Below are 26,990 nucleotides of genomic sequence, written 5' to 3'. Positions count from 1 at the left end.
CAGCAACAACAGGAAACTAAAGCTTTGCAATACGATAGATGTATCGCCTGTCCTGCCAGGTAATGCGTACGAAGTATATTCCAGCTCCATACGGGGTTAAGTCAGTCGTATACACGCGATTGAGCCATGAGAATGAAACATCACTTGCAGTCATGATCTTTCCTTCCGAACTGAGCAGTTCAACGCGGCAACCGCTGACCGCGCCCGGGTCGGCCGGTTTTATTATAAGCGAATCTGCTGTGACAGGGTTTGGGTAAACTGCGAATATTTCTTCCTGTGGATGACTCTCAAGATAATTCACTACTGCCTGAAAATTCGGAATGCCATAACCTATAAGAGAATCAGGGGAAGACGATTGAGATGATGAGCTTCGAATTGCATTGATTACTTCTTTGCAGGTAAGACTGGGATAACGCTGCCAAACACCGGCAGCAAGACTTGTAATCAAAGGTGCCGCCAGACTGGTTCCGTTTAATGTGCCAGCGCTACCGTCGGGCCGAATGATAGCCGTGCCCACTCCCATTGCTGCCACATCCGGCTTTATGCGCCCGTCCGCAGAGGGACCTTTTGAGCTTGATGGGGAGCGTTGTCCTGTACTTGTCACGCTGGCGACCGCAAGAACATCTTTTGCGTCGGCAGGGGCAGTGATCATTTGCCATTGATTAGCGCCTTCGTTTCCTGCGCTACAAACGACAATGATACCCCGGTCAGCCGCCCATTGTGCGGCACGGGATACGACGGTAGTTTTCCCGTCCAGCTGATTCCGGGAGTAGTTCATTGAGGCATCGTCAAAATCATAGTACCCCAATGAAGAACTGATAACATCAACGCCTGCACTATCTGCGCGTTCGGCGGCGAAGAGCCAGTTATATTCTTCAATACGGTATTCGGTGCTGACGTCCTCCGTAACGTACAGCTGGTAATTGGCCTCGTAGGATCCTCCGACGTAACTGCCTTGTTCGTAAGCGGCGATCACGGAAAAGACGGCAGTACCATGATCGTCATACTGAAAAACGTCGTGTGTGTCATTAACAAAGTTCACGCAGGCATCTGTATCCAGCCGGCCTTCAGTGAAAATGTGCTGAAATGGAGGAGCTGAATCCACGCCAGTGAAACCGCCGTCGAATAGAGCCATAAGAATCTTCTCGCCGCGATAGCCTGCGTCCTGCATTGCATCGAGGCCAAGCATTGATAACTGGGCGGCTGTGCGTGTACCCTGAACGTGGCTTTTTGCCCTCGAAGACTGGCGCTTTCTACCGCCGGCGTTGAGCCGGGATCCGGGAGCAACCTGTTCAACATGATCCACGTATGTCAGCTGAGTTATCGAGGGAATCAAAGCCGACTCACTCTCGATCAGCAGCGCATTGGCCCATCGCGACGTAAAAAATGTTCTTGCACCTGTATTGGCAACCCCGGATACGTATGCCGGTACAACGGGAAGGTCCTGCTCTGTAATGGTAATGCCCTGCTCTACGCGACGATCGATAGCACGGGACGACAGAAACCCGGACGGATTCGAAATTGAATATGGTGTTCCGCTTTTGTTCTTAAAGAAGACGACATACCGATTCGTCTGCGCCATTGTACTGATGGCGGAAACGCACAATAGCACGATAACAACAAGCCGAAGATTATTCCTCCCCATGCAAAACTAATGTTTGCGTATACTCCATTCCTTCTTCAACCACCTTTTGTCCCAAACAGCCAGAGTTTGAATCAGTACAATAATGAAGCTGGCGAACTTCTTTAGATACAAGACCAACGTTTCGGGCATAGATCTCTTTGCGCTGATCGAGATATACGACGAAGTCCTGATTATCATTTTGGTTGATGACGATGCAGTCACTGAAGTTTTCATTGCCGATCGATTTATTGACCTTGACATCTTCCATGATGTAATCGTCCGGCTCCCCGTTGTTGTACGTGTTTCCGTTCCAGGTATATCCTTTCGAAAGGGGGAATTTGTAGTTAAGGTAGGCCGTGCTGCCTTCGTTCACAATCAGCTCGCGGTCGTCAGCCTGCACTCCCCAGGTACTAACATAAACCCATCCCTGATTGGATGATCCACGTTCGTAGCGATACTGAACGTAAGAGTAGGTTCCGTTACCCCGATCGATAGAGTCTACCAACACCGTCTTTAACTGATAGTTCCTTTCCGTACGTACTCCAAGCTCATATTCGACTTTATGAATGTCATATACCTGGAAAACACCCTTCTTCAATGGAAAATAATCCGCGGGTAAGTCCTCTACGACCACATTGTTGTTTTCAGATTCGCATGAAAGCGCGAATATTGTGGCCATCAAAACAAAAAATCGGAGCCCTCGACGCGTAAGAATATGCATGTTCACAAAAGCCGGCACCACCTGGTTAACGCCGAAAGGGCAAATTTATTTCTAAATCCTGACTAATGCTATGCCTCTGAAGACGTTAGTAAAGGTTGGCTCGCTGACCAACCTTAGTGATGCGCGATATTGTGCCGGAATGGACGTTCAACTGCTGGGCTTCCAGGCTGTTCCAGGCCGTCCCGGGCATATAACCGCTACCCGGTATCAGGAAATCCGCGGATGGATTTCAGGTCCTTCTACCGTTGCCGAAGTACATGGTGCAAGCAGCAGTCACCAGATTGACGAGATCGTTGAAGCTTATCGTCCCGACTATATTGAATTAGGTCTTAGTGAACTTTCGCTTGTAGCTCATTTGTCACTTCCATTAATCTTGCGCATTAGCAGGAATGAATCTTTTGCCAGTGAAGTAACACCTGCTTATCTCTTAGTTGCCGCCGATGACAAGCGTATTTTTTCAATGCCTCGTATGGTACAGGTATCGAGTGTAGAGGAGGCTGAGATAGTACTTGCCCTTGAAGACGTGAATGGCATTGCCCTGTTGGGCAGCGAAGAAGTTAGTCCTGGCTTAAAGTCGTACGAAACGCTTGCGCCAATTCTTGAGATGCTGGAAACTGATAATTAAATCAGATCGCTGTCTCCTGAGCTATCCTTCTCCACTTACGGCGCTGCTTGGGATGAAAAGTCTCCCAAATCTCTTCGCTGCGTTCAAGCAGACTTTGTGCGGCCTTTGCACGAACGACCTGATGATTTGATTCATTCGCAACATCAGAGAGTTTCTTGTAGAAGTCGCTGTTGATTTCCCTGATTCGCAGACACTGGTTATCGTTGAGTTTAAGCTGGTCTTTCCAAAAAAGTGGATCGAATACGATCATGTTCTGATCTCCCTTCAACTCCTGAGCGCGAAGAACAGTACCAGACATAACAAGCACTACAGCTGCAACAAATACTCTGATTTTCATCACGATAGCGTATTGTTTTATTGGGCAAAACTAAAAACAACCCGCGAACTAAACGAACCGTAAGACCTAAAATTGTTACACAAACGTATTCCTGAGACGAGGACGCGTAATTCATCGACGAAACCAAATGTGCAAGTGGGTATCGAAAACGATTGAAATATATCAACGCCTTTTACGCTGAAAAAATCTGCTCAGTTCCACATCAGTGACGAAGGCTTCACTCCGGCATTCGTCAGCGTATAAGTTGCAGATCACGGCTGCAGTCGAAGTTGCGGATAGGAATCTCGTTGTAGCTTACCAATACTGTGCAATCTTTTTCCGGAGGAAGGAGACACTTCTTTCAAGCTGGTCCATTCCATCTACGCCATCTTCAATGCTGATCCAGCTGTTGAATCCAACCCGCTTGAGTTCAGCAAAGATCTTATCGTAATCGTTTAAGCCCTTTCCAATCTCCCCATGGCGCAGGCGTTTTGCATAACCCAACGCGCCGAGTTCCTCCCGCCGTAGATCTTCGATCGTGCCTTCAATAAGAAATCTATCACTGGCATGCATCGTAACAACACGCGATGAAATTTTGTACAATAATTCAAGAGGATCTTCTCCTGCCAGGAAGGCATTGCTCGGATCATAGTTCACTCCAAAGTTGGAGTCAACAACGCTGTCGACCAGCTTACAAAATACGTCCTGTTTTTGGGCGAACTCAGGATACTCCCAGAAGTCATCCTTGTAGTGGTTCTCAAGAATGAGTGTGATGTTTCTGGCCTTTGCATAGGGAATACAAGTCTTAATACATTCGGCAGCAAGCAGCACGCCTTCGTCAATGGAAAGTTCGGGGCGTCGCTGGCCTGAAAGTACGCGGCAATAACTTCCACCCAGGGCGTGCGTCATATCTATCCAGAACTTTTGCTTCTCAATCTCACGGGCGCGAAAGGCAGCGTCCGGATGCGTAAAGTCAGGTGAGCAGCACATCATAGGAATCGTCTTACCATTATCCTCAACCTGTTTTCTGAAACTGGCCCAGTTACTGCGGTCCTGCATCTCCAGGAAGCCTGCATACCATTCGAGACCGTCGATTTGCAACGCACAGGCTAGATCAATCCATTCAGATAACTTCATTGAGCCATCTTTGCAAAGAGCAGTCATGAATGCTTTGGGGAATGCGGCTAATTTTGGCATTGTATCGAATATTAACTTGTTTTAAAATCTAAGAAGTGGCAGACTGCAAGTTGAACCTATTTTGAATGATCAACGCCACAACTGTTCATTCATTCAAAGTGCTGGTTAAAGTCTGTGCCAGTAATCTGATTGTCACATTCTGATTGTAAGACTAATTTTGGATTCCTATTGATCCGGAATTGTTGATTGATCTTTGGGAGGGTTTCGTCCGATAAACGGATGCTGTTCGAGATCTACAACCTGGCCACTGATTGGTCCGCTTTCATCAGCAAGCCAGTATATGGCTGCAGCTGCAATTTCTTTCGGCCATAGTATACGACCTGCCGGTGCATAAACTCTGGGCACCTTGGTATACCAGTCGGCCGCCAGTCCATGCTCTTTCTTCCGTTGCTCTTCTGTTTCGGTGAGCACCCATCCCGGGTTAATCTGATTGACACGAACGCCGTTTTCACGATGCAAAGTGTCGCCGAGATTTCTGGTCATTGTCATGAGCGCACCTTTGGAAACACTATAGGCAAAGAGATTCGGCTCACCGCTGTAGGCATTTACTGATCCGATATTAAGCACACAACCGCGGGACCTTTCCAGATGAGGAAGTGCTGCTTTGATCAGACTGAAGGGAGCAAGAGAATTGATCTCCAGCACACGCCTGAAGAATGCAAGGTCGGTGGACTCTATGTTCGATGAAACTACGGCAGCTGCATTGTTAACGACGGCATCGAGTCTGCCAAACCGGGACAATGCAAGATCTACTAATCGTTCCGCACAGCCTTCGGCCGATATGTCTTCGATGTGAAGGGCAGCGTGCTCAGGACCAAGCATGGCGACGACCTGAGAGCCCCATTCCTGCTCAAGTCCGTGAATGACGACGTGAGCGCCTTCACGGACGCAGGCCTGCGCGATGGCTTTACCGATCCCGGTTGTGCTTCCGGTAACGATGATTACTTTACCTGGCAGCCGCACTGCTTAAACTGGTTTGAGTACACTCTTAACCACTTCTCCATGATGCATCTTTTCGAATGCTTCATGCCAGGATGTAATAGGCCATACACCCCCGATAATGGGACGGACGTCGAGCTGGCCACTCGCCAGCAATGCGATCACGCGTTCCCATACAGGCCAGTTGTGACTGAAGCTGCCATGCAGGCGTATATTCTTTTGAACCAGAGGATCGAGAGAGAAGTTGAGAGGCTGAGGGCCCCATCCCACTTTGGCAATCTGCCCATTCGGTCGCACCAACTGAAGGGCTATTCGCAGTGTTGCGCTAACACCGGCAGCATCGATGATACAATCGGCGCCAAGTCCGTCGCGTTCTTTCGCCCAGGCTGTGGCGTCGCCAATGATTACCTCGCAACCATATTGACGGGCGATCTCAAGACGACCGCGATCATTTTCTAAACCTACGACTGCTACCTCTGCTCCGCACAGTTTTGCCACAGCGGCGCAGAGAATTCCAATAGTACCAGGACCCAGAACAATGACTCTGTCTCCGGGTATGATACGTGCAGCATTGACAACGGAATTGAAAGCGACGCAGCAGGGTTCGGTGAGACAAGCCTGTTCAAATGGCAACGCATCCGGCACACGGTGCAGACATCTTGCCGGTACCCGCACGTAACGTGTCATCGCCCCATTTACTCCATAGCCGAAACCCTTGCGTGTAGGATCAAGGTTGTAAAGCCCAACCCTGGACATGGGATTGTCCGTATCAATTACTGCCGCTGTTTCACTCACCACGCGATCACCCACCTTCCATCCCTTTACGCGAGCGCCAATGGCAGCAATGTGTCCGCCAAATTCGTGACCCAGAACGACTGGATAATTAACAGGCCAGCTATGGTCCGATGTCCATTGATGAAGGTCACTTCCGCAAACTCCTACGTTTGCCACTTCCAGCAAGATATCCTCTTCACCGATCTCCGGTACTGGTATTTCTCTCACTTCAACTGATCCCTTTTCCGGAGCAAAGTTGACGACGGCCGCTGATTTCATAACTGATCAGATATTTAAGTTGATATTTAAAAGCTACTTAGCATGTTTTCCCACTGCAACGTCTCCATGACTGTGTATCGCCTGGCATATCATCCGCAGAGAAGCCTCAAGATTACCATCTGCTGTCTTAAATGCATCGGCATCTATGGTGAGCGGAGCGCCGAGGACCACCAGCGGAGCACCGTAAGAAGGACACATAATAGCCTGCTCCAAAGACAGTCCGCCGACTGCCTGTACCGGAACGTTAACAGCAGCCACTACCTCCCGTAACTGGTCCAACGGACTCGGCATGCGCAGACCACGCGCTGCTATTCCCCGTCTCTCATCGTATCCAATATGATGGATGATAAAATCGCAACCCAGATCTTCGAGTTCCTTCGCACCTGCAACCATGTCCGGACAACCCAAATTGTCACCCATTACCGCGATGCCACAATCCTTCCCTGCTTTCACAACACATCGAATGGTTTCTTCATGCGCACGTGCCATCACAACAACATGTGTAGCGCCGGCCTTTGCCATCATTTCGGCCTCCAGATATCCTCCATCCATCGTCTTTAAATCGGCGACAATGGGCACATTTGGAAACGCCTGGCGTAAAGCTTTCACACCATGCAGCCCCTCCGCCAGAATCAGAGGAGTACCGGCTTCCAACCAATCCACGCCCGCACGCATGGCCATTTCAGCCGTCTTTAATGCTTCATCTATATTAGTGAGGTCGAGCGAGATTTGAACGATGGGCTTCATAAGCAATTATTAGTTATCGGGAAAATGGAACCTCCATTTACACGTATTACACGGCCGGAATATCAGAAAAAAAACGGGCGCTGATCTGCGCAAAGTGCGAAATTGAATACCCTAAATACGCCTTTATCTAGTTCATGATGTTGTTAAGTATGACGACTTATTGACGGTCACTATCGTCAGCTACCATTGAGGTATCCACAATGTCGCCACCCTGAAATCTGGCTTTTGGAAGACTGGTAGGATATTCTTTGCTGATGGACTCCAGCATCCTTTCACGAATCAGGCATCTTAGATCAAAAGCAGCGCCCGAGGTCGAAGCACTAACCAAAACGCGCACCTGCATGACTCTGTCTGTGATGTCTGTTACCTGCACCGCCGCTGTCCGCCCATCCCATAAAAGACGGGCCTCATCAGTCAGCAGGATCTTCTTAAGCTCACTGCGAATAAAGTCGACAGGAAAGCTATAGTCAAGGTAAAAGAATACAGTTCCAAGCAATTCAGATGAGTTTCTCGTCCAATTATAGAAAGGCTTTTCCAGGAAATAGCCAATGGGAACGATCAGTCGTCGCTGGTCCCAGATATTTATCACAACGTACGTGAGCGTTATTTCTTCTATTCTTCCCCATTCACCCTCAACAACGACCACATCGTCAAGCCTTAGCGGCTGAGTAAAAGCGATTTGAAATCCGGCAAATAAATTAGCAATTGATTTCTGCGCAGCGAACCCTATGATAACACTGGCGATGCCGGCTGAAGCAATAAGACTTGTTCCCATCTCACGCACCCTCTCAAAGCTCATAAGTGATATAGAGATCGCCAGGAATACGATGAATGCAGAAAATGACTTCTGCAGAAAATCGATTTGCGTTCTTACCTTCCGACTATTCAGGTTGTTTTTATCACGCACATCATAGCGCTCGTACAAAAGGTCTCTGACAAAGGCAGACAACTTGATCAGCAGCATCGCGATCGCTGCAATGAGTAGTAATAATATGATTTTATCAATGACGAATTCGTCAACTCTTTCAAATTTCGTGTAACGGTTCGCAATGTTAAGTGCTATGACCGCAGTGAGGAAGCGTATCGAAGGTCCCAGCTTCTTTTTCACAAGAGTACTTGATGAACCTGTGAGTCTTGTCAGGATGAAAGTGGCAAGCCTTATAACGACAAAACTGATCCCATAGACGATAGCTGCTACTCCGAAGAGAATGGCAAAACTCTTTAAATCATTTAAAAAAAAATCCACTGTTAAGGCATTATTGGAGGTCGAAATAAATAACGACATTGTCGATCACAACGGTACCCCTGCCGTACAAGCAAGGCATTGATTGGCGAATGCGTCATACGCGTCATAGCCAGGACCAGGCTTACCGAATAATGTAATGATCCTGTCGATGCGAATACTGTCGCCGTTCCCAAAGACTGCGAACAGCCCATTCCCACCACGGTCGTCTACATGTTCAATCTTTCCGATGCATTCATCGACCTGTTCATCTTTGTTCCAGAAGAAGACCTTACCATTTGTCCCCTTTTGGATTTGATCCTGCAGCACGTCTCGGAATTCATATGATACCGGAGTATAACTTTCCATGTCGATAGTTTTTTACGAATATACGAAATTACAACAGGCTGAACGAGCACAAGAGGCAAGTGTCCTTTATTGCTTTAGCCAGGTCACAGCGCTGCAATACAAAAACGCAACTCGTGATTTCCTGTTGAGAAGTTGTTCACGAGTTGCGTACCACCGAAACTATTTTTTTTATGGCGCTGGTGAGATCGTTGCTAGCTGTAGATTCTAGATGTCTCTGCTCCGGCGTTTCTTTTTCTTGGTGACTCGCTTGTATCACCGTCATTTCCCCCACGGGAGCGGGACTGATCTCCAAAAATCTCCTTGACGCGAATCCTGTTCTCAACATTTTTTACACCGCCAACAGACTCAGATAAGTCTTCCGCGCGACGCTTATCGCTGCGACTGTCTACTGTGCCTGACAACGTAACTTCACCATTAAGTACCACGACTTCTATTTCTGTGGCATCCAGATACGAATCGTCGGCAAGCCGATCGTTGACGTCATCGCGGATCCGGTCGTCGGCGCGTTGGTAACCGCGAGGTCCTTTTCCGCGGTGCGCGCCACTTTGTTCCTGCCGACTTCCATATGGAGAATTGAAACTTGTGAACCGCCCTCCTTCATTTGGCTCGCGACGTTCACCATAGTTCCGGCCAACATTGTATCGATCATCACTATTGTATCGGCACCCGATTCCGTATCGTTCATCCCGTCCGATATTGGATCGTTCATCGCTGCCCCTATATCCGTCGCCGCGGTTCAGACTACCGCCAGGCCGCTCGTTCCACTCCTCATGCTGATTGTAAGTGGAACCGTAGTAGCCACCGGTTCCATAGTTGCTAAAGTCACGCCGATCCTGCTCGTCATAGAAAGACGAACGATTACGCCATTCCTGATCTCTGTCGGAGTACGGTGAGGCTACCGGACGGCGCGGTGAATGAAAAGCTTCACCATCGTAATTGTTTCCGTCGTCGCTGTCAGTGCCGTAAATCGACTCGCCACGGCTTCTCATTGGCTGAGAATAATCCTGTGCTGCATGGGTAAATATCCCAGGCTGATTTCTTTTCCTGTTAGGCATCTTGGTATTTTGTTAAGGTGTAACATCTGCAGTTGCCACAACGCCTCGCGTTCCTTACTCAGGAAACGCGAGCGTTGCGGCTGCCGACCGTGCCTGTAAACCCACGGACGGTGATAACCTTAATTTCAAAACAATGATGCCAGAACTACGGCGTGCGCGCCGCGCCGTAGGCGACTATGTGCCGCACACGTTGCGCACGTTACTACACACACCGGTGAATTGGTTGCGACAGCGCCGTATTTGTCAAATACTTTGCCAAACAGGGTCACTACGACTCAACAGAAACGAACCATTTTCAAGTTATATATGGAACATTTCCTTATGAATGAACTATTTCACTTTGCGTGCTTCTTCGAATTGTTTGCGTTGTTTCTCCAGTGACTTTTTATCCCCGACCATCACGAGGGTCATATCTTCGTACTTGAAATTGTCCTTGGTAATCTGTGACACTTTTTCCGGAGTGATGGCGTAGATGTTCTTCACGCGATTGGTCAGATAGCTATCGTCAAGCTCGTGATAGTCGATAAAGTTGAGTTGCCCAATGATGCCACCCGGACTTGAATTTTGCAGCACGAAGATGCCAGCCATATACTTTTGAATTCCCTCAAGTTCCTCCTTCGAAGGCGCTTCGTTCTGCAGTCTCTTTACTTCCTTGGCAATTTCCTGAAGTGATGCACCAGTATGTTCAGTTGTTACGTCCGCCTCTTCATACCAAACCGAAGAATTTTTTCGGTTCTGAATGACGCTATGTGGCGAATAAGTATATCCTTTCTGCTCGCGGATATTCGAAGTAATACGCGATCCAAATGATCCACCAAGCAATGAATTTGTTACCTGCAGCGCAACGTAGTCGGCGCTTTTTGGCACAAGTGTAGGCATGCCCAATATAATTGTTGTCTGTGGCGCACCCGGGCGATCGATCGTTGCAATCTCATTTGACTTGCTCGCCGTTACGGGAGGATAGCTCACTTCGGGGCCTTCCTTCCATCCATTGAAAGAATTGCCTATTGCTTTTTCCACCTGCGACTGATCGAACTTGCCAACAACATAAACTACTGTTCTACGCGCACCGAAGTTCTTATCATAAAATCCCTTCACCATATCGATGTTATAAGAATCAAGCATCTCCTGTGTTGGGAAGATGCGACCGTATGGATGATCTTTGTAAATGATGCTGTTGAATTTTTCCGACGCCAGTTGCTGAGGTGATGACTTTTGAACGCTGAGATTACGTTTCAGATCATTCTTTAACCGATCAATTTCCGATGCCGGAAACGCAGGATTGATCAGCACATCAGCAAGCACTTTGACCAGTTCGGGTGCGTATTCAGAAAGTACGGACCCTGAAACGTAAACCTGATCGGCTCCAACGCCAATATTAACGTTGCCTCCCATCGCGGCCACCTTCCGGGATATTGTTTTAAAATCCATTGTTTTCGTGCCTTCCTGCATCAGGTTGCCGGTTAGATCTGCGAGCCAGACTTCCTTGGGACCTTCATGTACGTTACCGGTTTTGACAATAATGTTGATTGTCACTTTTGGAATGGCACCGTACTGGACAAGAGTAGATCGTAATCCGTTTTTTAACTGATCAGTCTTTTTCGCGGGCAACACAAAGTCTTTTGGCTGGCCTCCGGCAGGCGGCGTTTGTTTTTGCGCACTGGCGGAGCTGGCAGCTAAACACCAGAAGATTGAGCAGGCTATAAGTATATGACGCATTTTCATGTGTAGAAGTCTTTAAGGTTATTGAGGTGCTTTAGGATCCACAATGAGGATCGAGCGGTTAGAAGGACTCAAATATTCTGCAGCCGTTTTTTTGATCAGCTCAGGAGTAACCTTCCGAAACTCATCCTCGAGTTTATTGATACGCGAAGGATCATTGTCAAACAAAGCAAAGACGGCAAGCAGGTCGGCTCGTCCTATGTTGTAATCACCACCAACTGTGTTATAAAAGTCAGAGCGAAGCTTCACGATAGCGAGTTCGGCGTCTTCCTTTGTGACGTTGGAAAGTTCAGCAACCGCATCATCAAAAACTTTCACGATTGAATCTGCGGATACAGACTGATCATAGATGAGCGACGCCATCCATATCATCGGACCATTGTAATTGAACATGTTGCCGAGGTCACTATTAATCCCTCCACCGACACCATCAGTGTAGCCCTTTTCCTGAACAAGTTTTGAGAATAGCTTGCTATCCTGACCCTGTACAAGGATCTGATCGATGAGCCCCATAGCGTAATACTCAGGTGTATTTCGTTCAGGCATTTTATACGCCACAGCAAGTGCGGGCTTGTTCGCAAGCTTGTCTTCCTTGACTTTGCGTTTTTCCGTTGCCTGTTTAGGCTCTGTCAAATCGGGCTTTGGTGGCAGTGTTGCTGCAGGAATTGAGTCATAATATTGTTCTACCCATTTCTTCGCATCTGCAATTTCAAAGTCACCAACGACAACAAGGGCAGCGTTGTTTGGCGCATAATAGGTCTTGAAGAAACTATCGACGTCTTCCAGTTTGGCTGAATCAAGATCGGCAAGGTCGCCATAGAAGTTGTGAGCATTGTACCAGTTTTCATTGGCAAACTGAGGCATGTCTAACCATGGGAATCCGCCATAAGGCTGGTTGAGAACGTTTACCTTTACTTCGTTCTTCACGACGCCCTGCTGGTTGGTGAGGTTGTCCTGCGTGATATCGAGACCTTTCATGCGATCGGCCTCTGCCCAAAGAGCGGTCTCCAGCTTATGGGCCGGCATTACTTCAAAATAATTTGTGAAGTCAAATCGGGTTGAGCCGTTCAGCACTCCCCCATTTTGCTGTACTAGTTTTATAAACTCCATTTTGCCGAGGTTTGCTGACCCCTGAAACATCATGTGTTCAAACAGGTGTGCGAAGCCCGTCCTGTCCCTTGGCTCAATACGAAAGCCGATATTGTAGTACACAGCGACAACTACCGTTGGCGTTGTTTTGTCCTGGGAAAGGACAACCTTTAATCCATTCTTCAGTGTAAAGTATTCCACGGGGATGCTGAACGCGCCGTCAGAGGCCGTCTCACTTTGCTTCTTTTCGCCTGTGCAACCAAGCAAAAAGAAGATGAGGCTGAGGCAACACAACGCCGCCGGTAACCGATTATGTGTCATGAGTTTTTTTTGCTAATTAAACAAAGGCAGTAAACAGAATAAAGTAAAACCGGGAAAATCAGTCGTCGTTCTCCCATTTGGCATGATGACATTACATCCTCAACCTTATGAGGCGTTATATTCCGTACCTTGGTTCTTTAATCGGCATAACCTTCAGCATTATGAGTCAGGCATTTGTGAGGGAAGGAGACGAGCAGTCGCTTTCAGACATACCACCGACCATGCACGCATTGATCAATCTGCTTACCCGGGAAAACGGGGGTATCCGGGTTTCCGAGCGCGCACGCATCACCCTGAATGATGGCCGCGAGGCTCACAAGATGAGTAACGGCCTGACCTATGCTAAACGGTCTACCGGGCAGTGGGAAATAGTTTAGCGCTTGCCCATACGTCACCACGGCCCAATGCAGGACGAATTGAGGACTTCGCCGAATGCATGGCATTGTCTTTGACTGGCTTTAAAACGAACTTGATGTCACGACCAAACAAAGAAGTTTATGGCTACGATAATCAGTACACTGCAGAAATCAATGGAATCTGAACACGCTGCTACACGGAAGTGTGTGGAGCGCATTCCTGTTACCACATACGAATTCAAACCTCATCCCAAATCGATGTTAATGGGATATCTGGTTTATCTTGTCTGTGACATACCCAACTGGCTTAAGCATATCATGGATGATGACAAGATTGACCTTGCAACTTTCAGGAAAGAGCAGCCCAAGACGACCGAAGAAATGGTGAAATACCTGGACAACAATGTGGCCAGCGCTGTCGAAGCCTTTAAGCGGCTGAAGGAAGACCGGCTGGCTCTGCCATTTTCCCTGGTTGCAGGACCGCAGTTGCTAAGCACAACGCCCAGGCTGGATAACATCACCAGCACTATCAACCATTGGGTGCATCACCGCGGGCAGCTCACGGTATATATGAGATTGTGCGATATACCAGTGCCTTCTATTTACGGGCCTTCGGCGGATGATAATCCCTGGAAGCAATCATAAGCTATTCAGATTTCAGCGCGTCAACCGGGTTGGCTAATGCTGTTCTTACTGCGTGAACTGATATCGTGGCCAGCGCAACGAGCAGGGCACCGCCACCTGCAGCTATAAATACCCAGGCCTCAACACCAATCCTGTACTGGAAGTTACTTAACCATTGCTCCACGACGAAGTAGCCGACAGGGAAAGCAAAGAAGCAAGCTATTGCCACAAGCTTTACGAAATCAAACGACAACAGCGTCACAACCTGCGACACAGTTGCTCCGAGAATCTTGCGAATGCTCAATTCTCTCGTTCGTTGTTCAGCAGTAAAGATGATTGATCCAAGTAGTCCAAGACATGAAATGAAGATAGCAAGTGCTGCAAAATATCTGGACAGCTGTTTTACGAGACGTTCGCTTCCATAGAGTTCACTGTATTCTTCATCTGCAAATTGATGAGTGAACGGAGTGTCTGGCGAAAAAACCGGCTGGAGGGCTTCCATGGCCTTCAAAGCTTCTCCAGTTTTGCGCGGATCAACACGAACGAGGGTCCATCCCCACATGGTGCCCTGACCGGAACGTATGACCAGCGGATCGATGGCCACGTGAAGCGATGCAAAATGAAAATCCTTTACTACCCCGATTATCTTTCCATTGACATCCCAAAACTTCAACGGCATCCCAATTGGATCTTTATAGCCCAGCACTTTTAATGCTGTTTCATTGATGATATAGGATGCAGAATCGCCGGGTGAATCCGTAAAATCCCGTCCCATTACGAGTTCCGAGCCAGTGGTCTTAACAAAATCCAACCCTACCTCTACCTGCGTAAATGTCGGGCGCGTCGCAGGATCTTTCCCCTCCCATTCAACAGAACCGGTCGAGTTACCTATTCCAACTGGACGGTAAGACATCTTAGTGACCTGCAGAATGCCAGGCTTACGCAAAAGCTCCTGCTTATACGTCTCAAATCGCTGCGCCATCTCTCCCGATATCGGAACGTAGATAAGGTTGCTCCGCTCGTAACCGATATTCTTGGAATATATGTAATCAACCTGCCGTGAAATGACAATCATGGCCACGATGAAAGCGATTGAAAGCGAAAACTGGAAAACTACCAGGCCTTTTCTGATCATCGTTGACGACGAGCCGGAATGCTGTACGACTTTCTTCAGCACAACGGCAGGTCTAAAGGCCGAGATCACAAATGCCGGATACAGACCAGAAACAATGGTTGTCACGGCAGTTATTGAAACAATGCTGATCCAGAACGCAGCATCTCCCAAAGGCGACTCAATACTTTTCCCCGTTAACAGGTTGAAGGACGGCAACAATGCTGTTAGCAGGACAAGGGCAAAAGCAACGGCAATGGACGTGTACATCCAGGCCTCCATCATAAATTGAATTACAAGCGATGAACGCATGGCCCCAACACTCTTCCTTACTCCGATCTCGCGGGCACGCTTCATTGACCTGGCCGTGCTAAGGTTCATAAAGTTTACACAGGCAAGCACAAGAACAAAAACCGCCACCAGTTTAAACAGGTTAACATACTCGATTTTTCCTCCGTCGATTTGCCCGTTTTTGAAGTTTCCATGGAGATACATATCACCGAATGGCTGAAGACCTAGCTCGAGTCGTTCGAGTTTTGTATAACCACTGGTATAATTTTTTATCATCTCCCTGATCTTACCCTGGACCAATGCCTGATCTGCGCCTGCTTTAAGTTTCACGAACGTAGTAGGACCGCTATTGCCCCAGTCTTTCAACCATGAGTTTCGTTCGACCATCAGCTGCCAGTTAATGATGTATTCGAACTGCTCTGATGAGCGCGAATCGAGATCCTCGAAGACTCCCGTGATCTTAAGATCTTTGTATGTCTCAAACTTTAGGGTTTGATCCAACGCGGCTTCAGGCGAGCCAAAAAAAGTGATTGCCATCTTCCTGGAGATTACAATGCTTTCAGGAGTACTCAGAAGGTTATTGACTTTCCCTACGAGCAGCGGATAACTGAATACTTTAAAAAAGTCATTGCCTGCGAAATTGCCGGGCATTCTCAACTTCTTCTCCCCTGCGGCAAAAGTATGGTATTGAGTCCATCCATAACTTGTAGCATACTCCACCTCCGGAAACACTTTGGGTAGCTCGTCGCCCAGTAGCCCGGGCGTGTCGTAGCTCCCATTCACCTCCTCACCGGAATACTCTATGCTTTTTACGATGAAGATCCGATCGATGTCCTTATGGAATTGATTGATTTGCTCTTCGTCAACGATCCACAGCCCGATAAGAATGGCGCACAACAGTCCCAGCGTAAGGCCAGCAACATTGATCAAGGAAAAGGTCAGATTTCTTAGAAGCCCTCTCCAGGCGGTGATCAGATGGTTGAAGTACATGCGAGTTTATGGGTTTGTTTAGGTCTACAGAAACACCTTACACTGACGTCTTTGTCACTTACGAAAAACGAGCCAGAACCCGGCGGCTCAAACTCCTGCCGAAATCGCTGAAAAGAAATACCGTCATTATTTGTTTCGTTCAATACCGGACGATGGCGTTCGTTACCGAACCAGGTGCACCTACCTCTGCTTATCCGTACCTTTCGGTGGATGTATGAACTGGGAGATCACATTGTCAAAGGCAAGCACAACCCAAAAGGTGTTGACATAATCAAGCACATCTCCTGAGGGTCGCTGCTGGATAACAAACAGATAGCCGGGTGTAATCTTAATATTCTTCATCAAAGAATAACTGAAGCCTGCATAGATCCTGTTCTGGTCAAATATACTTGGACTATCCTTGACCGCTTTGCCGAATTGAATCATTACCTCGTCGTACAATATCAGGCTAAGCGATTTTCCGTTGAGCCATTCGGCGTGAATAGGCTTCTCGAGTCTTGCCATGTATCTGAATCTCCAGTTTGGTTCATAATGGCCATTGAATGCGATGTCGCGGGTTCTATATTCGATCGAGTAGCGATTACTGTAGTTGACAAACGATCCCTTTTGTTCATGCTCCAGTCTTAGCGTGTAGCGAAACTCTTTAATAGCCGGACGATCGAGATCTGCAGGTTCCGTGTAGAGGACATAATTCTGGAAATAGCCGAATGGCGAAATGGCAAGCTTTAGGTTGGGCGATAGCGCATAATTAAACCACAGCCAATAGCTATCGTACTGCGGTGCATTAAATATGGAGGTGTGTGCCTCAGTATCCTGCGTTCTTTTTTGGAGCCACAGCTCTACACGAAGTTTACTCGTAATGTTGTCCGCAAGGGCAATCCTTCCCCAGAAAACATTATGAGTATATTTTTCCTTTGGCTGACCAGCTGACACCAGGGATAGGCAAATTGCTACAAGCAGTAGAGAAAATCTCATAGGTCGCAATGCGGCCGTTCGCGTCAAAGGGGGTGCGACAAATACGGCGGCTCAGTAAACGGGCGGCAATTTGACCAAAAGTATCGTAACTACAACTTTGCCGATGATATTAGTATGATTGTTGTGTTGGCAGATTCTCACATCGTGAGATCGCCTAGCCGCATCATTTGACATTAATAGGCAGCTTGGCAAAGATGAAATTAGCTGCCCTCTTGATTGTGCTTTCGATATTCGTCTTTTTGCTTAGGTCCTTCTTTGCCGTCCCCTGCCACACCAGCTTCGCCGTCTGACGGTCGTACATCAGGTAGCTGAGTGTTCCCTGATCGACCAGCATAGACGCAGTCTCCAAACCACGCATTGGATTATAGGCGCCATTGTAGTAGCCGGCACCGTTGTATCCATAGGCGTAACCTCCATAACCATAGGCATTGTACCCTGTTTCGGCGGCCTTACGGGTAACAACCTTCTCGTCGATCTTCGTATCAAACATAAAGACCGCGTCAGGGTTTTTATTGTCGAGCTTCATGCCCATCTTCTGCAGTTCTTTGTTCGCAGAACTTTCAATTAAACCAGCATAAAGTTTGTCGTCACGGCGAGTGCTGAGAGCGCTGTCGCCAGGAGCTACCCACGCATAGGTCTTGTATTTCTTAAGTTCGTTTGGATCAGTCTTCGAGGCCCAAATGGTGAGGTTGCTTTTGCACGACGATATTGAACTAATAATTAAAGCAAGAGAGAACAATCTAAGGAATGTCAGTTTCATGGGGGTACGGCTAGTCGTCAAATGTAAATAAATTTCCGGCAAAGCGAAGGGGCTCTAGTCCTCAGCACTGAGTCCTGAGTCCTGAGTCCTTAGTCCTGAGTCCTGAGTCCTTAGTCCCGAGTATTGGTTGTTAGTAGACCAGTCTTGAGTATTGGTTGATGATGGGCTGGTACGTAGTAAAGTTCGTTTGAGGGCCCAATTCATTTTTTGAATCTCTGTGACTAGCTTTTGAAGAGACTTTAGCTCGGCATTCGAAATTAAGTTAACCTTGCTGGCAATAATCATCTGGGTCTCTAGTTCACTGCTGGATCCATTTGCAATTCCCAAAAAGTTTGAAAATTCCTTCCTCGAATTCCTTCCAGCTCCTTCAGCGATGTTGGTAGCAACTGATGAGGCACTCCTGCGCATCTGACTTGTCAGCCCAAATACCTCAGTTCTTGGAAAAGTTTGCGTTATGTGATAGATCTTCACTGACAACTCAATTGACTTTTGCCAGATCTTCAGCTCTTTGTAGTTGTTCATTTACATTGTATTTAGTCCTGAGTCCTTAGTCCTGAGTCCTGAGTATTGGTTACTAGCGATTCAGTCCTTAGTTTTTGTGCCTCAATCATAACCTAAGTTAGTATTGAAGTATTAAATCCGAACGCTTTGCCCCCAACTATGAACCTGACATACTACATTCCAACTCAGGACTCAGGACTACTTCAAGTACTGAGTCCTTAGTCCTTAGTCCTGAGTATCGGTTACTAGCGATTCAGTCCTTAGTTTTTGTGCCTCAATCATAACCTAAGTTAGTATTGAAGTATTAAATCCGAACGATTTGCCCCAACTATAAACCTGACATACTACAAACCAACTCAGGACTCAGGACTAACGACTCAGGACGACTTTAAGGACTGAGTCCTGAGTATTTAGTCTGGAGTATTGGTTGCTAGCAATGTAGTTCGTAGTCTTAGGGAGTCTTCTACAACCAAGGTAGTACCAAACGCAATTCCATTCAATCGACTTGCACACAACTATAAACTTAAATACTACAAACCAACTCACGACTCAGGACTAACGACTCAGGACTACCTAAGAAGTGTACTCACAACATTAATAGATAAATACCCTATGATTTAAACAGGTGAGCGGCATTCAAAAAATATTTATTTTTCTGTAACCCTGCATCCTTGCAAAACCGCGCTACGTTTATTCACTCATTATCTGATCGAGAATTTCGACATGGAGCACGTTCCACCGGAAGCGTAGCACTCAAGGAGGGCTAGCTTCTCAACCGAGAAATTGCAACGCGTATTCAACGCAACTGCCCTCATCGGCCTCACATCTCTACTTAAGAATCACCCACTCGGAAGCGAGTTTCATTTACTATTTCCTAACACATAAACTATGTCCGGTTTTTTCAAAAAAGCCATGGGACTCTTCGTGGAATTCGAAGACTCCCCAGGGAAACCTATTCCCAAAAGCCATGCTCCCGTTGCACCGCCAGGCAGAGTAACATCGCCACAAGTGCTGAACAGCGAAGACTTCGACAAGTTCGAGAATCACTTCGAGAAGTTATTCGATCAGGCCAACCTCCCTGGTCCGGACTATTACGAGTTCATGCGCATGAATGAGACGCTTGAATCGCACATCAAAGATGATAAGGCGAGGCTTGCGGCAACATTCGCATCGCTCTCCATACAAGGACTCACTAAGGAAGCGCTCATTGCAACGGCGGGCCGCTACAAAGAGATCATCGCTGAGGACCGGTCGAAGTTTGAACGGATTGCCGCCGAGAAGAATGAAAAGGAAATCGGAGGCAGACGGCATGATCTGACGCAACTGGAGGACAGTGTTCGTAAGAATGCGGAAGAGATTTCAAAGCTAACGCAGGAAATCAACGAAGCACAAAAGTCAATAGATGGGTTGAAGGCGTCCATACTCGAAGAAGAGCGAAAGCTGGAAAGCAATCAGCGGGGCTACCTCTTAGCGTCTGATGCCATGACGATGAAAATTGATACAGATATACAAAAAATCAAAAGTGACTTATAAGACATGGAGACACAATTCTTTCCAACAGACGGAACACAACTCAAAGCCTACTGGAAGAGACCAGGTGGAAAGTTCGGAACGCTCGCAGGCGTCGGTCTAGTAGTTGCGGCCGGATATTACGTGTTGCCCATCCTCACTTCGGTGGTATGGAACACATACAATTTCGGTGTCGCGCTGGCGGGTCTGGGCGTATTCCTGTATGCGGTTACGCATCGGAAGCTTCGTCTCGGGCTTTTTTACTTCTACGAGATCCTAATGAAGAAGCTTGTCGGCGTAGTAATCGAACTCGACCCATTCATCATTGCGGAGGATTACATCAGCGACATGCAGGAAGAACGCGAGAAACTTTACAAGCAGGCAACCGAAGTAGATGCTCAGAAGGAGAAGATCCATTTGAAGATCACAGAAAAGGAAACAGAGATCAATAAACTGATGAGCCGTGCGCGTGCTGCCAAGGAGCAAAACATGATGCAGGAACTTGGTAACACCACGCGTCAGATCGGAAGACTGAATGATTACATCAAACAGCTCTCCCCTATCCATGAGAACCTTACGCGTATCGGAGATTACCTGACAAACATCCACAAGAACAGTGCTTACCTGATTGAAGACGCACGAAACGAACTGGAGTTGAAGAAGGACCTTTATAAGTCGGTGACATCAGGTAACCGCGCGTTGACCTCAGCACTCAAGATCTTCAAAGGCGATCCCGAGAAGAAGTTGCTGGTGGAACAGTCGATGGAGTTCCTCAAGGAGGACATCGCGAGCAAGCTTGCCAACATGAAGAAGGCCATAAGCTACTCGTCGGACTTTATGAAGTCTATTGACCTCGACAATGCCACGTACGAGCAGGAAGGACTTCGTATGCTGGACCAGTTCAATGCAGACAGCGCATTTAAACTGTCTCGTCCGGAAAACAAAAAGTCGCCATCCAATGCAGACCATGGCGAGCTCTTAAAATAGAATACACTAAACACACATACTCTCTAACAAACACTAACACGAAAAACAATGGCAGTAAAAGTTAAGACCTCGGGAAAAATTGTAATGATTTTGGCCGTGCTCGCAGGACTATTCTTTGCGAAGACATACTGGTGGGACCGTCGTCCGCAGGAGGCTAAGCAATCGCAGGACATCGGTCGCGTAGCGTTGCCCGACGCACCGGAGGCTTCACTTACGGGAAGTTCAATGGCCATGCCATTACCCTCTGAAGATCAGTCCGTGAACGGGGGTACGCGCATCACCTGGAAAGTGATGGCGTGGAACTCTCAGTTTCCTCTGATGTATGCCAACGGTGGGGCTGTTACAACCAAAGGCTCGATACTCGACAAGGCAAAACTGCAGGTGCGCATCGAGCGCCAGGACGACTGTTTTAAGTCGCTCGCAGACATGGTGAAGTTCGCTCAGGAGTATAAAGAAAATCCGGAGACGCCGGGTGTCTTCGCCTCCTTCATGGGTGACGGTATGCCTGCATTCTTCGCTTCGCTCAGTAAAGAGCTGGAACCGCTTGGTGTAGAGTACCAGCCGATTGCCATCTATGCGATGGGAAAGTCATACGGTGAAGACCAGCTGATGGGACCTGTCGATTGGAAAAAAGATCCAAAGGCAGCGATTGGCAAAACGGTATCATGCGTATTGCGCGACGGTGATATGAACATTTTGTTGAAGTGGGCCGGTGATAATAACCTGAAGGTGAATCCCGACGAAACCACCTACGACAAAGATGCCATCAACATTATCGCCGCCAACGACTTCCTCGATGCTGGAAACAAGTACATCACCGGCTACAAGGAAAAGCGCAAGCTCGTCCGCGATGGCAAGAAGATAAACGAGGAAACAACGGTTGGTGTAGACGGTGTTGCAACCTGGACTCCCGGTGACGTGAACATTGCTCACCAGAAAGGTGGCCTCGTTACGATCGCCAGCACGAAACAGTATGCATCACAGATGCCGAACATCACGATTACGATCAAGAAGTTTGCTTATGATCACCGTACAGATATTGAAAATCTCATCATGGGTCTTAGCCAGGCGGGTGACCAGGTGAGGTCATACAACGAAGCAAAGGCCTTTGCGGCAAAGGTATCGGCCCGGGTATACAATGAGCAGGACGGTGCGTACTGGTTGAAGTACTACAACGGTGTAACTGAAAAAGATGCGCAGGGCATGTCGGTATCACTAGGTGGCTCCATGGCCTTCAACCTTCGGGATGCAGCGAACATGTTCGGTCTGGGTAAGGATGGGATTGACCGTTACAAAGTCGTGTACACAACGTTCGGCGACATTCTCTCGAAGATGTATCCGGAGTATATGGCGACGTATCCCGCCTATAGTACCGTGGTGGATAAATCGTTCCTGATGTCGGTGATTGCCAATCACAATGAACTGATGGAAGGAAAGGCCCTGCAGGTTGCTTACTCGAACGAAATTACGAGCGAAGTGTCTTCGAAGTCGTATCAGATCCAGTTTGAGACTGGTAGCGCGGTGATCAAGCCGGAGTCATACAAACTGCTCGACGAAATCCTGCAGAGTTCTATTGTGGCGGAAGGCCTTAAAGTGGGTGTGTATGGTCATACTGACAACGTCGGTGGCCAGGAGTCGAACCAGAAACTCTCGGAGGACCGTGCGTATTCCGTAAGGAGTTACCTGCTGAGTAAGGGACTTCCCGAGCAGCGCATTGAATCGAAAGGTTTCGGCGCGGCAACACCGGTTGCAGATAACGGCACCGCTGCCGGCCGCGCTACGAACAGACGTGTACAAATAGTATTGGGTGAATAGTAAATGACGTCAATGGAGATCCTAAAAAGTTTATTTAATCCATTGACCCGGTTGACAGGGCGCACCTTGACGATGGTTATCATCGCCGAGGTCGCCCTCGCGCTGGGCCTCTGGCAGATCTTCGGTGGCGGCGGGTTGATTCCTACGCCATTTCAGATTGTGCGGGCGGTGGTCAGCATTGTGACATTGCCTTCGTTTGCTGATAATCTGTTCAGCAGCCTGGGACTGACATTAAGCGGCATGGGTATATCGATCATACTTGCTTTGCTCATCAGCTATCTGTCGCTGCTTCCTGCATTCGCGCCTCTCGCCCGCTTCATCGTGAAATGCAGATACCTGACGCTCACAGGACTCATCTTCCTGTTCACACTGCTCACTCAGGATGGACACCAGTTAAAATTGAGCCTTCTCGTATTTGGTATTGTGCCATTCTTTGTGACCTCGCTCCTGTCGATCATTGAGTCGATTAATTCGCAGGAGTATGATCTGTGCCGTACGCTGCGCATGAACAACTGGCAGACACTGTTTGAGGTTGTGATCATCGGGAGAATGGACCAGGTCTTCGAAGTGATGCGCCAGAACTTTGCCATTGCCTGGATGATGATCACCATGGTGGAAGGCCTTAGCATGTCGGAAGGCGGACTCGGAACCATGCTGATTAAATCGAACAAGTACATCGATCTCAGTACCGTGTTCGGTATTCTCGTAATCATCTTCGTTATGGGTATTCTCTTTGACTATCTGTTGAAGAACATGAGGTATTGGTTGTTCCCCTATGCTAAACTTCAAATAAGAAAATGACCTACGATCGGGAAATGAATGTTACAATGCGAGCTGCTGGTGGCCGTGATACGCAGCAATATACTAAGGCAGAAGTGCTCATGTCTGTGCGCAACGTAAGTCTTGCTTTCGACAAGCCTATTCTGCGCGAAGTGAATTTTGAAGTTCATAACATTGTGAGGCCAGGCCTAAATCAGGGACAGGTAATATCACTCATAGGACGGAGTGGAATAGGAAAGACACAGCTTTTCAGAATACTCGCTGGTCTTCAGTCACCCGATAGCGGCAGCGTTGCCATTGGTACTGATCAGCATTTGGTAGAAGCAGGAGAAGTTGGCGTCGTATCTCAAAACTATCTATTGTTCAATCACCGCACCATTAAGGATAACCTGCGACTGGCAATGCGTCGTTCAGACGTTGTGGTTAGCGAGTCTGACCGGGAACAGATGATCATGCAGTATGCAGAAGCTTTCGATCTTTCAGAACATTTGGGAAAGTATCCCATGCAGTTGTCAGGTGGTCAACGCCAGAGAACGAGTATCATTCAACAGATCCTTACCGGAAACAAATTTATTCTGCTGGATGAGCCGTTCTCGGGACTTGATGCGCTGATGATCGACAAGGTAATGGCGCTGCTGGTGAAGATTTCAACTCTGGATGAATTGAATACGCTGGTGATCATCAGCCACGACGTGGAGAATGCGCTTGCTATTTCCGACACAGCCTTTATTCTGGCACGACAGCCTGACCTGGAGGGGGCAACGATCACTGAAACGCTCGATCTGATGAGGATGGGGTTTGCCTGGAATCCGGAAATAAGAGAGAATGCTGATTTCCAGAAACTTGTGCGTCAGATGAAACACAAAATATAGACTACTGATCATCACATGGCAGTCTCTGCCATTAAAAACGTCCGGCTACAAAGAAGAATGACACCGCCCCACAGCAGTGTCATTCCCATTTATAATTGTTAATCACAATTATTTCACCTTGATAAGATCGGGCGTGCGTGACGTATTTTCATCAATTCTGTGTCACTGATTCCACACACTTCTCGTTTGCTGCACACATGCAACGGCTGGGATATTCGCACACAAGCATAGCATGCGGACCGGCTATTCCCTGTCTGCACCACCGCGGGTGCTGTCTCCGTCAACGAGCTTTCCCTTCGGCGGTTCCGCATTAGGACCTTTGTCCTCGTACTGCGCGCCCTCAGGATTCGTCTCTGTTACCAGAGGAGATCGCGCATGCTCTTTTTTCTTTTTATCCGATGGTCGATTATTCTCTTTCGTAGTCTTCATAACTGCATTGGTTTAGTTTCGAAGCCGGCGTTATTCAGCGCCGTATACATAGGAAGATTTACAAAGTTGAGGCCTGAATTTTTTCAATCAAAACTCCGACAAACGGAACCCAATTTCGTATCTTGCGATAGTCGATAAGCGCTTCAAAAGTGGGCTCAAGGACAACGAAATCCGGCTTTTGACGATCCATCAGGTTTACAGAACCTGTTTTTTAGCCTTCAAAATGATTTTTATTTCATTGGATTGCGTTTTTCAGCTTAAAAACTCATAAATTACTTAAAGAGTGTGGAGGATAGATGGAAGACAAATGGAAGAAGGTAGAAACATTTTGTCTGATTCCGCAGCCCTTCTCATTTGAGAACTCCTTCAGTATTTTAAAAAACTTGTCGTAATCGTAAAGAACATCCGTCATGCCAATTATTGAAAACAATCCAGCGGTTGCAGGTGCCTCTGGCACACTGGGAAATACCCTTGTTTATAAGCAATACAACGGAAAAACCATCATCGCCAACAAAGGCAAAAAGCGAGAGAAACTATCAGAGAAACAGGAGGAACAAGTCGGTCGCTTCAAGCAAGCTACGAAATACGCCAAGAGGGAGTTGCAAAAACCTGAGATGAAGTCGCTCTATGCGAAGGGCATTAACAAGGCGAAATTTATTATGAGCGCTTACAATGTGGCTATCGCCGACTTTTTGACTCCTCCCGAAATTAAGGAGATTGACACAAAGGACTACACTGGCGAGGCGGGTCAGCTTATCAGGGTACGCGCGACCGACGATTTTAAGGTCAAGTCTGTCACCATTACGCTTGCCGATGCCGAGGGAGAAGTTATTGAAACCGGCGAGGCACAAGAACGAGGCAAAAAAGGTCTCTGGAGATACACTACTAACATCAGAAGACTCGCTGTGAAAGGAACTGTTGTTACTGCTGTCGCGAAAGATTATCCTGGAAACACAACAACACAGGTGTTCACCATGCTTTAGCAGGCATCACATTGCGATTCCATAGTGAACCGGAGGGGTAGCCCCCGGAGATCAACTAAAGGGCATTGATTTGCTTTGTTAGGAGAACATTGCGTACCTTATGTAGCTATCTTTGCCCTACAACATGTTGTGTTCAAAACGCCCTCTTCTTTTGCTTTTGGTGCTATTCGTTTGCTGTGATCATGATAGTGACGAGCCATGTGATCTGTCGAAATTCCAAGGTTTTGTTGGCACATATGAGGGCATAGTTACCGAGCGTACTAATATTAGTGCTCCGGGTGATCCGACGGCAAAGGACCGCCCGTTTTCCGCGGTTGTCAGTCTAGATAATTGTTCGGAGGGTAAGATGTACGTTGCCGCTAATCTTGATGTCGTTTTTCCCCTGATTCAGTTGACAAAAGACAACGCGGTAGTTGTTACGTCTGAACCAGAGAGTACTTCGTATTCACCAAAAGAGGTCATTTTTCGGGGCGACTCTCTGTACATATCGGGAGGCGATCGATACACCTTATGTTGTGGCTACTTTTACGACGCCAGAGCCAGGAGGGTACAATAGTGGCTATGCTAACTCTCGAGGTTGCGCTGAAATAGCGTCTGCGTAAGAGACGTTCCGGCGCACATGAATGGCGCGGATCAGAGCTGCTCAAACATTATAATTAGACCCTGTTGCTTGAACGATTCAGACGAGTCTGGGAAAGTGTGGGAATAGTCTGGGCGGGGTGTGGAAAAGGCCGGTGTGACTCTGGGAAAAGTGTGGTAAGAGGCTGGGAAAGACTGGTAAGGTATTGGCCGATAATGTGAGAAGTGCGGAAAGAGATGGGTAAAGCTCGATAGCAGAATGGGGAACTCCGGTCGAAGAGCGTAGCGAATGCGATCATCATGCGGTAAGTGTACGAAGGGAGAGCGTTAAAAGAGCGGAGAACCTGTGGAGAAGACGGATGGCTGGTGCCTCTCTGGTGCCTCTCTGGTGCGGAGAAGATTACTTACAACGGCATCGCTAACCAGTG

General features: G+C 47.7%; 26 protein-coding genes. 9 read left to right on the top strand and 17 right to left on the bottom strand.

Annotation, left to right across the window (positions count from 1 at the left end; all coding sequences use genetic code 11):
• Window positions 1-16: 16 nt before the first annotated feature.
• On the bottom strand, window positions 17-1,645 hold the full coding sequence (locus WBG78_RS17250; protein WP_337327707.1) for a S8 family peptidase: 1,629 nt from the start codon (window positions 1,643-1,645) through the stop codon (window positions 17-19).
• Window positions 1,632-2,303 (bottom strand): hypothetical protein, encoded by a 672-nt coding sequence (locus tag WBG78_RS17245; RefSeq protein ID WP_337327706.1) that lies wholly within the window; start codon window positions 2,301-2,303, stop codon window positions 1,632-1,634. Before WBG78_RS17245 ends, WBG78_RS17250 begins: the two co-directional genes overlap by 14 nt.
• 112 nt (window positions 2,304-2,415) lie before the next feature.
• Between WBG78_RS17245 and WBG78_RS17240 the strand changes: the two genes are divergently transcribed.
• On the top strand, window positions 2,416-2,970 hold the full coding sequence (locus WBG78_RS17240) for a hypothetical protein (protein ID WP_337327705.1): 555 nt from the start codon (window positions 2,416-2,418) through the stop codon (window positions 2,968-2,970).
• Between the two features lies 1 nt (window position 2,971).
• On the opposite strand, the gene WBG78_RS17235 is transcribed toward WBG78_RS17240, so the two are convergent.
• From WBG78_RS17235 to WBG78_RS17190, 10 genes are all read right to left on the bottom strand, one after another.
• Window positions 2,972-3,307 (bottom strand): hypothetical protein, encoded by a 336-nt coding sequence (locus tag WBG78_RS17235; RefSeq protein WP_337327704.1) that lies wholly within the window; start codon window positions 3,305-3,307, stop codon window positions 2,972-2,974.
• Window positions 3,308-3,601: 294 nt separating this feature from the next.
• Entirely contained in the window at window positions 3,602-4,483 is an 882-nt protein-coding gene (locus WBG78_RS17230) for a sugar phosphate isomerase/epimerase family protein (RefSeq protein ID WP_337327703.1), read from the bottom strand.
• Between the two features lie 165 nt (window positions 4,484-4,648).
• Window positions 4,649-5,446 carry an SDR family oxidoreductase gene (locus tag WBG78_RS17225; protein WP_337327702.1) on the bottom strand — a complete coding sequence of 266 codons (798 nt, stop codon included), beginning with the start codon at window positions 5,444-5,446 and terminating at the stop codon, window positions 4,649-4,651.
• 3 nt (window positions 5,447-5,449) lie between these two features.
• The gene (locus WBG78_RS17220) at window positions 5,450-6,475 is read right to left on the bottom strand and encodes a zinc-binding dehydrogenase (protein WP_337327701.1); all 1,026 of its coding nucleotides are present in this window, start codon (window positions 6,473-6,475) and stop codon (window positions 5,450-5,452) included.
• A 33-nt stretch (window positions 6,476-6,508) separates the two neighbouring features.
• Window positions 6,509-7,222 carry an orotidine 5'-phosphate decarboxylase / HUMPS family protein gene (locus WBG78_RS17215; protein WP_337327700.1) on the bottom strand — a complete coding sequence of 238 codons (714 nt, stop codon included), beginning with the start codon at window positions 7,220-7,222 and terminating at the stop codon, window positions 6,509-6,511.
• 157 nt (window positions 7,223-7,379) lie between these two features.
• Window positions 7,380-8,468, bottom strand: coding sequence for a mechanosensitive ion channel family protein (locus WBG78_RS17210; protein ID WP_337327699.1), 1,089 nt, complete (start codon window positions 8,466-8,468; stop codon window positions 7,380-7,382).
• A 45-nt stretch (window positions 8,469-8,513) separates the two neighbouring features.
• Window positions 8,514-8,813, bottom strand: coding sequence for a hypothetical protein (locus tag WBG78_RS17205; protein ID WP_337327698.1), 300 nt, complete (start codon window positions 8,811-8,813; stop codon window positions 8,514-8,516).
• Window positions 8,814-9,004: 191 nt separating this feature from the next.
• Window positions 9,005-9,868, bottom strand: coding sequence for a BON domain-containing protein (locus WBG78_RS17200; RefSeq protein ID WP_337327697.1), 864 nt, complete (start codon window positions 9,866-9,868; stop codon window positions 9,005-9,007).
• A gap of 330 nt (window positions 9,869-10,198) precedes the next feature.
• Window positions 10,199-11,593, bottom strand: a complete 1,395-nt coding sequence (locus tag WBG78_RS17195) for a M16 family metallopeptidase (RefSeq protein ID WP_337327696.1) — start codon at window positions 11,591-11,593, stop codon at window positions 10,199-10,201.
• An 18-nt stretch (window positions 11,594-11,611) separates the two neighbouring features.
• Window positions 11,612-13,000 (bottom strand): M16 family metallopeptidase, encoded by a 1,389-nt coding sequence (locus WBG78_RS17190; protein ID WP_337327695.1) that lies wholly within the window; start codon window positions 12,998-13,000, stop codon window positions 11,612-11,614.
• A gap of 161 nt (window positions 13,001-13,161) precedes the next feature.
• On the opposite strand from WBG78_RS17190, the gene WBG78_RS17185 reads away from it, so the two are divergent.
• Together WBG78_RS17185 and WBG78_RS17180 are read left to right on the top strand one after the other, a co-directional pair.
• Window positions 13,162-13,377 (top strand): hypothetical protein, encoded by a 216-nt coding sequence (locus WBG78_RS17185; RefSeq protein ID WP_337327694.1) that lies wholly within the window; start codon window positions 13,162-13,164, stop codon window positions 13,375-13,377.
• Between the two features lie 120 nt (window positions 13,378-13,497).
• Window positions 13,498-14,001 (top strand): DinB family protein, encoded by a 504-nt coding sequence (locus WBG78_RS17180; protein ID WP_337327693.1) that lies wholly within the window; start codon window positions 13,498-13,500, stop codon window positions 13,999-14,001.
• A 1-nt stretch (window position 14,002) separates the two neighbouring features.
• Here WBG78_RS17180 and WBG78_RS17175 read toward each other — a convergent pair whose 3' ends face one another.
• The 4 genes from WBG78_RS17175 to WBG78_RS17160 all read right to left on the bottom strand — a co-directional run bounded on the left by WBG78_RS17175 (window position 14,003) and on the right by WBG78_RS17160 (window position 18,629).
• Window positions 14,003-16,372: an ABC transporter permease gene (locus tag WBG78_RS17175; protein ID WP_337327692.1), complete on the bottom strand. Its 2,370-nt coding sequence runs from the start codon at window positions 16,370-16,372 to the stop codon at window positions 14,003-14,005.
• Window positions 16,373-16,552: 180 nt separating this feature from the next.
• The gene (locus tag WBG78_RS17170; protein WP_337327691.1) at window positions 16,553-17,347 is read right to left on the bottom strand and encodes a DUF2490 domain-containing protein; all 795 of its coding nucleotides are present in this window, start codon (window positions 17,345-17,347) and stop codon (window positions 16,553-16,555) included.
• 163 nt (window positions 17,348-17,510) lie between these two features.
• Window positions 17,511-18,107, bottom strand: coding sequence for a DUF4136 domain-containing protein (locus WBG78_RS17165; protein WP_337327690.1), 597 nt, complete (start codon window positions 18,105-18,107; stop codon window positions 17,511-17,513).
• 54 nt (window positions 18,108-18,161) lie between these two features.
• Window positions 18,162-18,629 (bottom strand): four helix bundle protein, encoded by a 468-nt coding sequence (locus WBG78_RS17160; RefSeq protein WP_337327689.1) that lies wholly within the window; start codon window positions 18,627-18,629, stop codon window positions 18,162-18,164.
• An 867-nt stretch (window positions 18,630-19,496) separates the two neighbouring features.
• Here WBG78_RS17160 and WBG78_RS17155 point away from each other — a divergent pair.
• The 5 genes from WBG78_RS17155 to WBG78_RS17135 are packed head-to-tail and all read left to right on the top strand — an operon-like array spanning window position 19,497 to window position 24,571.
• Window positions 19,497-20,141 carry a hypothetical protein gene (locus tag WBG78_RS17155; RefSeq protein WP_337327688.1) on the top strand — a complete coding sequence of 215 codons (645 nt, stop codon included), beginning with the start codon at window positions 19,497-19,499 and terminating at the stop codon, window positions 20,139-20,141.
• 3 nt (window positions 20,142-20,144) lie between these two features.
• Window positions 20,145-21,104 carry a hypothetical protein gene (locus tag WBG78_RS17150; RefSeq protein ID WP_337327687.1) on the top strand — a complete coding sequence of 320 codons (960 nt, stop codon included), beginning with the start codon at window positions 20,145-20,147 and terminating at the stop codon, window positions 21,102-21,104.
• A 48-nt stretch (window positions 21,105-21,152) separates the two neighbouring features.
• Window positions 21,153-22,919 carry an OmpA family protein gene (locus tag WBG78_RS17145; protein WP_337327686.1) on the top strand — a complete coding sequence of 589 codons (1,767 nt, stop codon included), beginning with the start codon at window positions 21,153-21,155 and terminating at the stop codon, window positions 22,917-22,919.
• A gap of 12 nt (window positions 22,920-22,931) precedes the next feature.
• Complete coding sequence (locus WBG78_RS17140; RefSeq protein ID WP_337327685.1) at window positions 22,932-23,720, top strand: ABC transporter permease; 789 nt, start codon at window positions 22,932-22,934, stop codon at window positions 23,718-23,720.
• Window positions 23,717-24,571 (top strand): ATP-binding cassette domain-containing protein, encoded by an 855-nt coding sequence (locus tag WBG78_RS17135; protein WP_337327684.1) that lies wholly within the window; start codon window positions 23,717-23,719, stop codon window positions 24,569-24,571. The genes WBG78_RS17140 and WBG78_RS17135 overlap by 4 nt, the downstream gene beginning before the upstream one ends.
• A 243-nt stretch (window positions 24,572-24,814) precedes the next feature.
• On the opposite strand, the gene WBG78_RS17130 is transcribed toward WBG78_RS17135, so the two are convergent.
• Entirely contained in the window at window positions 24,815-25,000 is a 186-nt protein-coding gene (locus WBG78_RS17130; protein WP_337327683.1) for a hypothetical protein, read from the bottom strand.
• A 410-nt stretch (window positions 25,001-25,410) separates the two neighbouring features.
• On the opposite strand from WBG78_RS17130, the gene WBG78_RS17125 reads away from it, so the two are divergent.
• Window positions 25,411-25,983, top strand: coding sequence for a hypothetical protein (locus WBG78_RS17125; RefSeq protein ID WP_337327682.1), 573 nt, complete (start codon window positions 25,411-25,413; stop codon window positions 25,981-25,983).
• Window positions 25,984-26,990: the final 1,007 nt, after the last annotated feature.

This window comes from Chryseolinea sp. T2 (genome assembly GCF_037203685.1).
In the GTDB taxonomy this organism is placed as follows: Bacteria; Bacteroidota; Bacteroidia; order Cytophagales; family Cyclobacteriaceae; genus Chryseolinea.
This window is presented reverse-complemented; position numbering and strand designations above follow the sequence as displayed.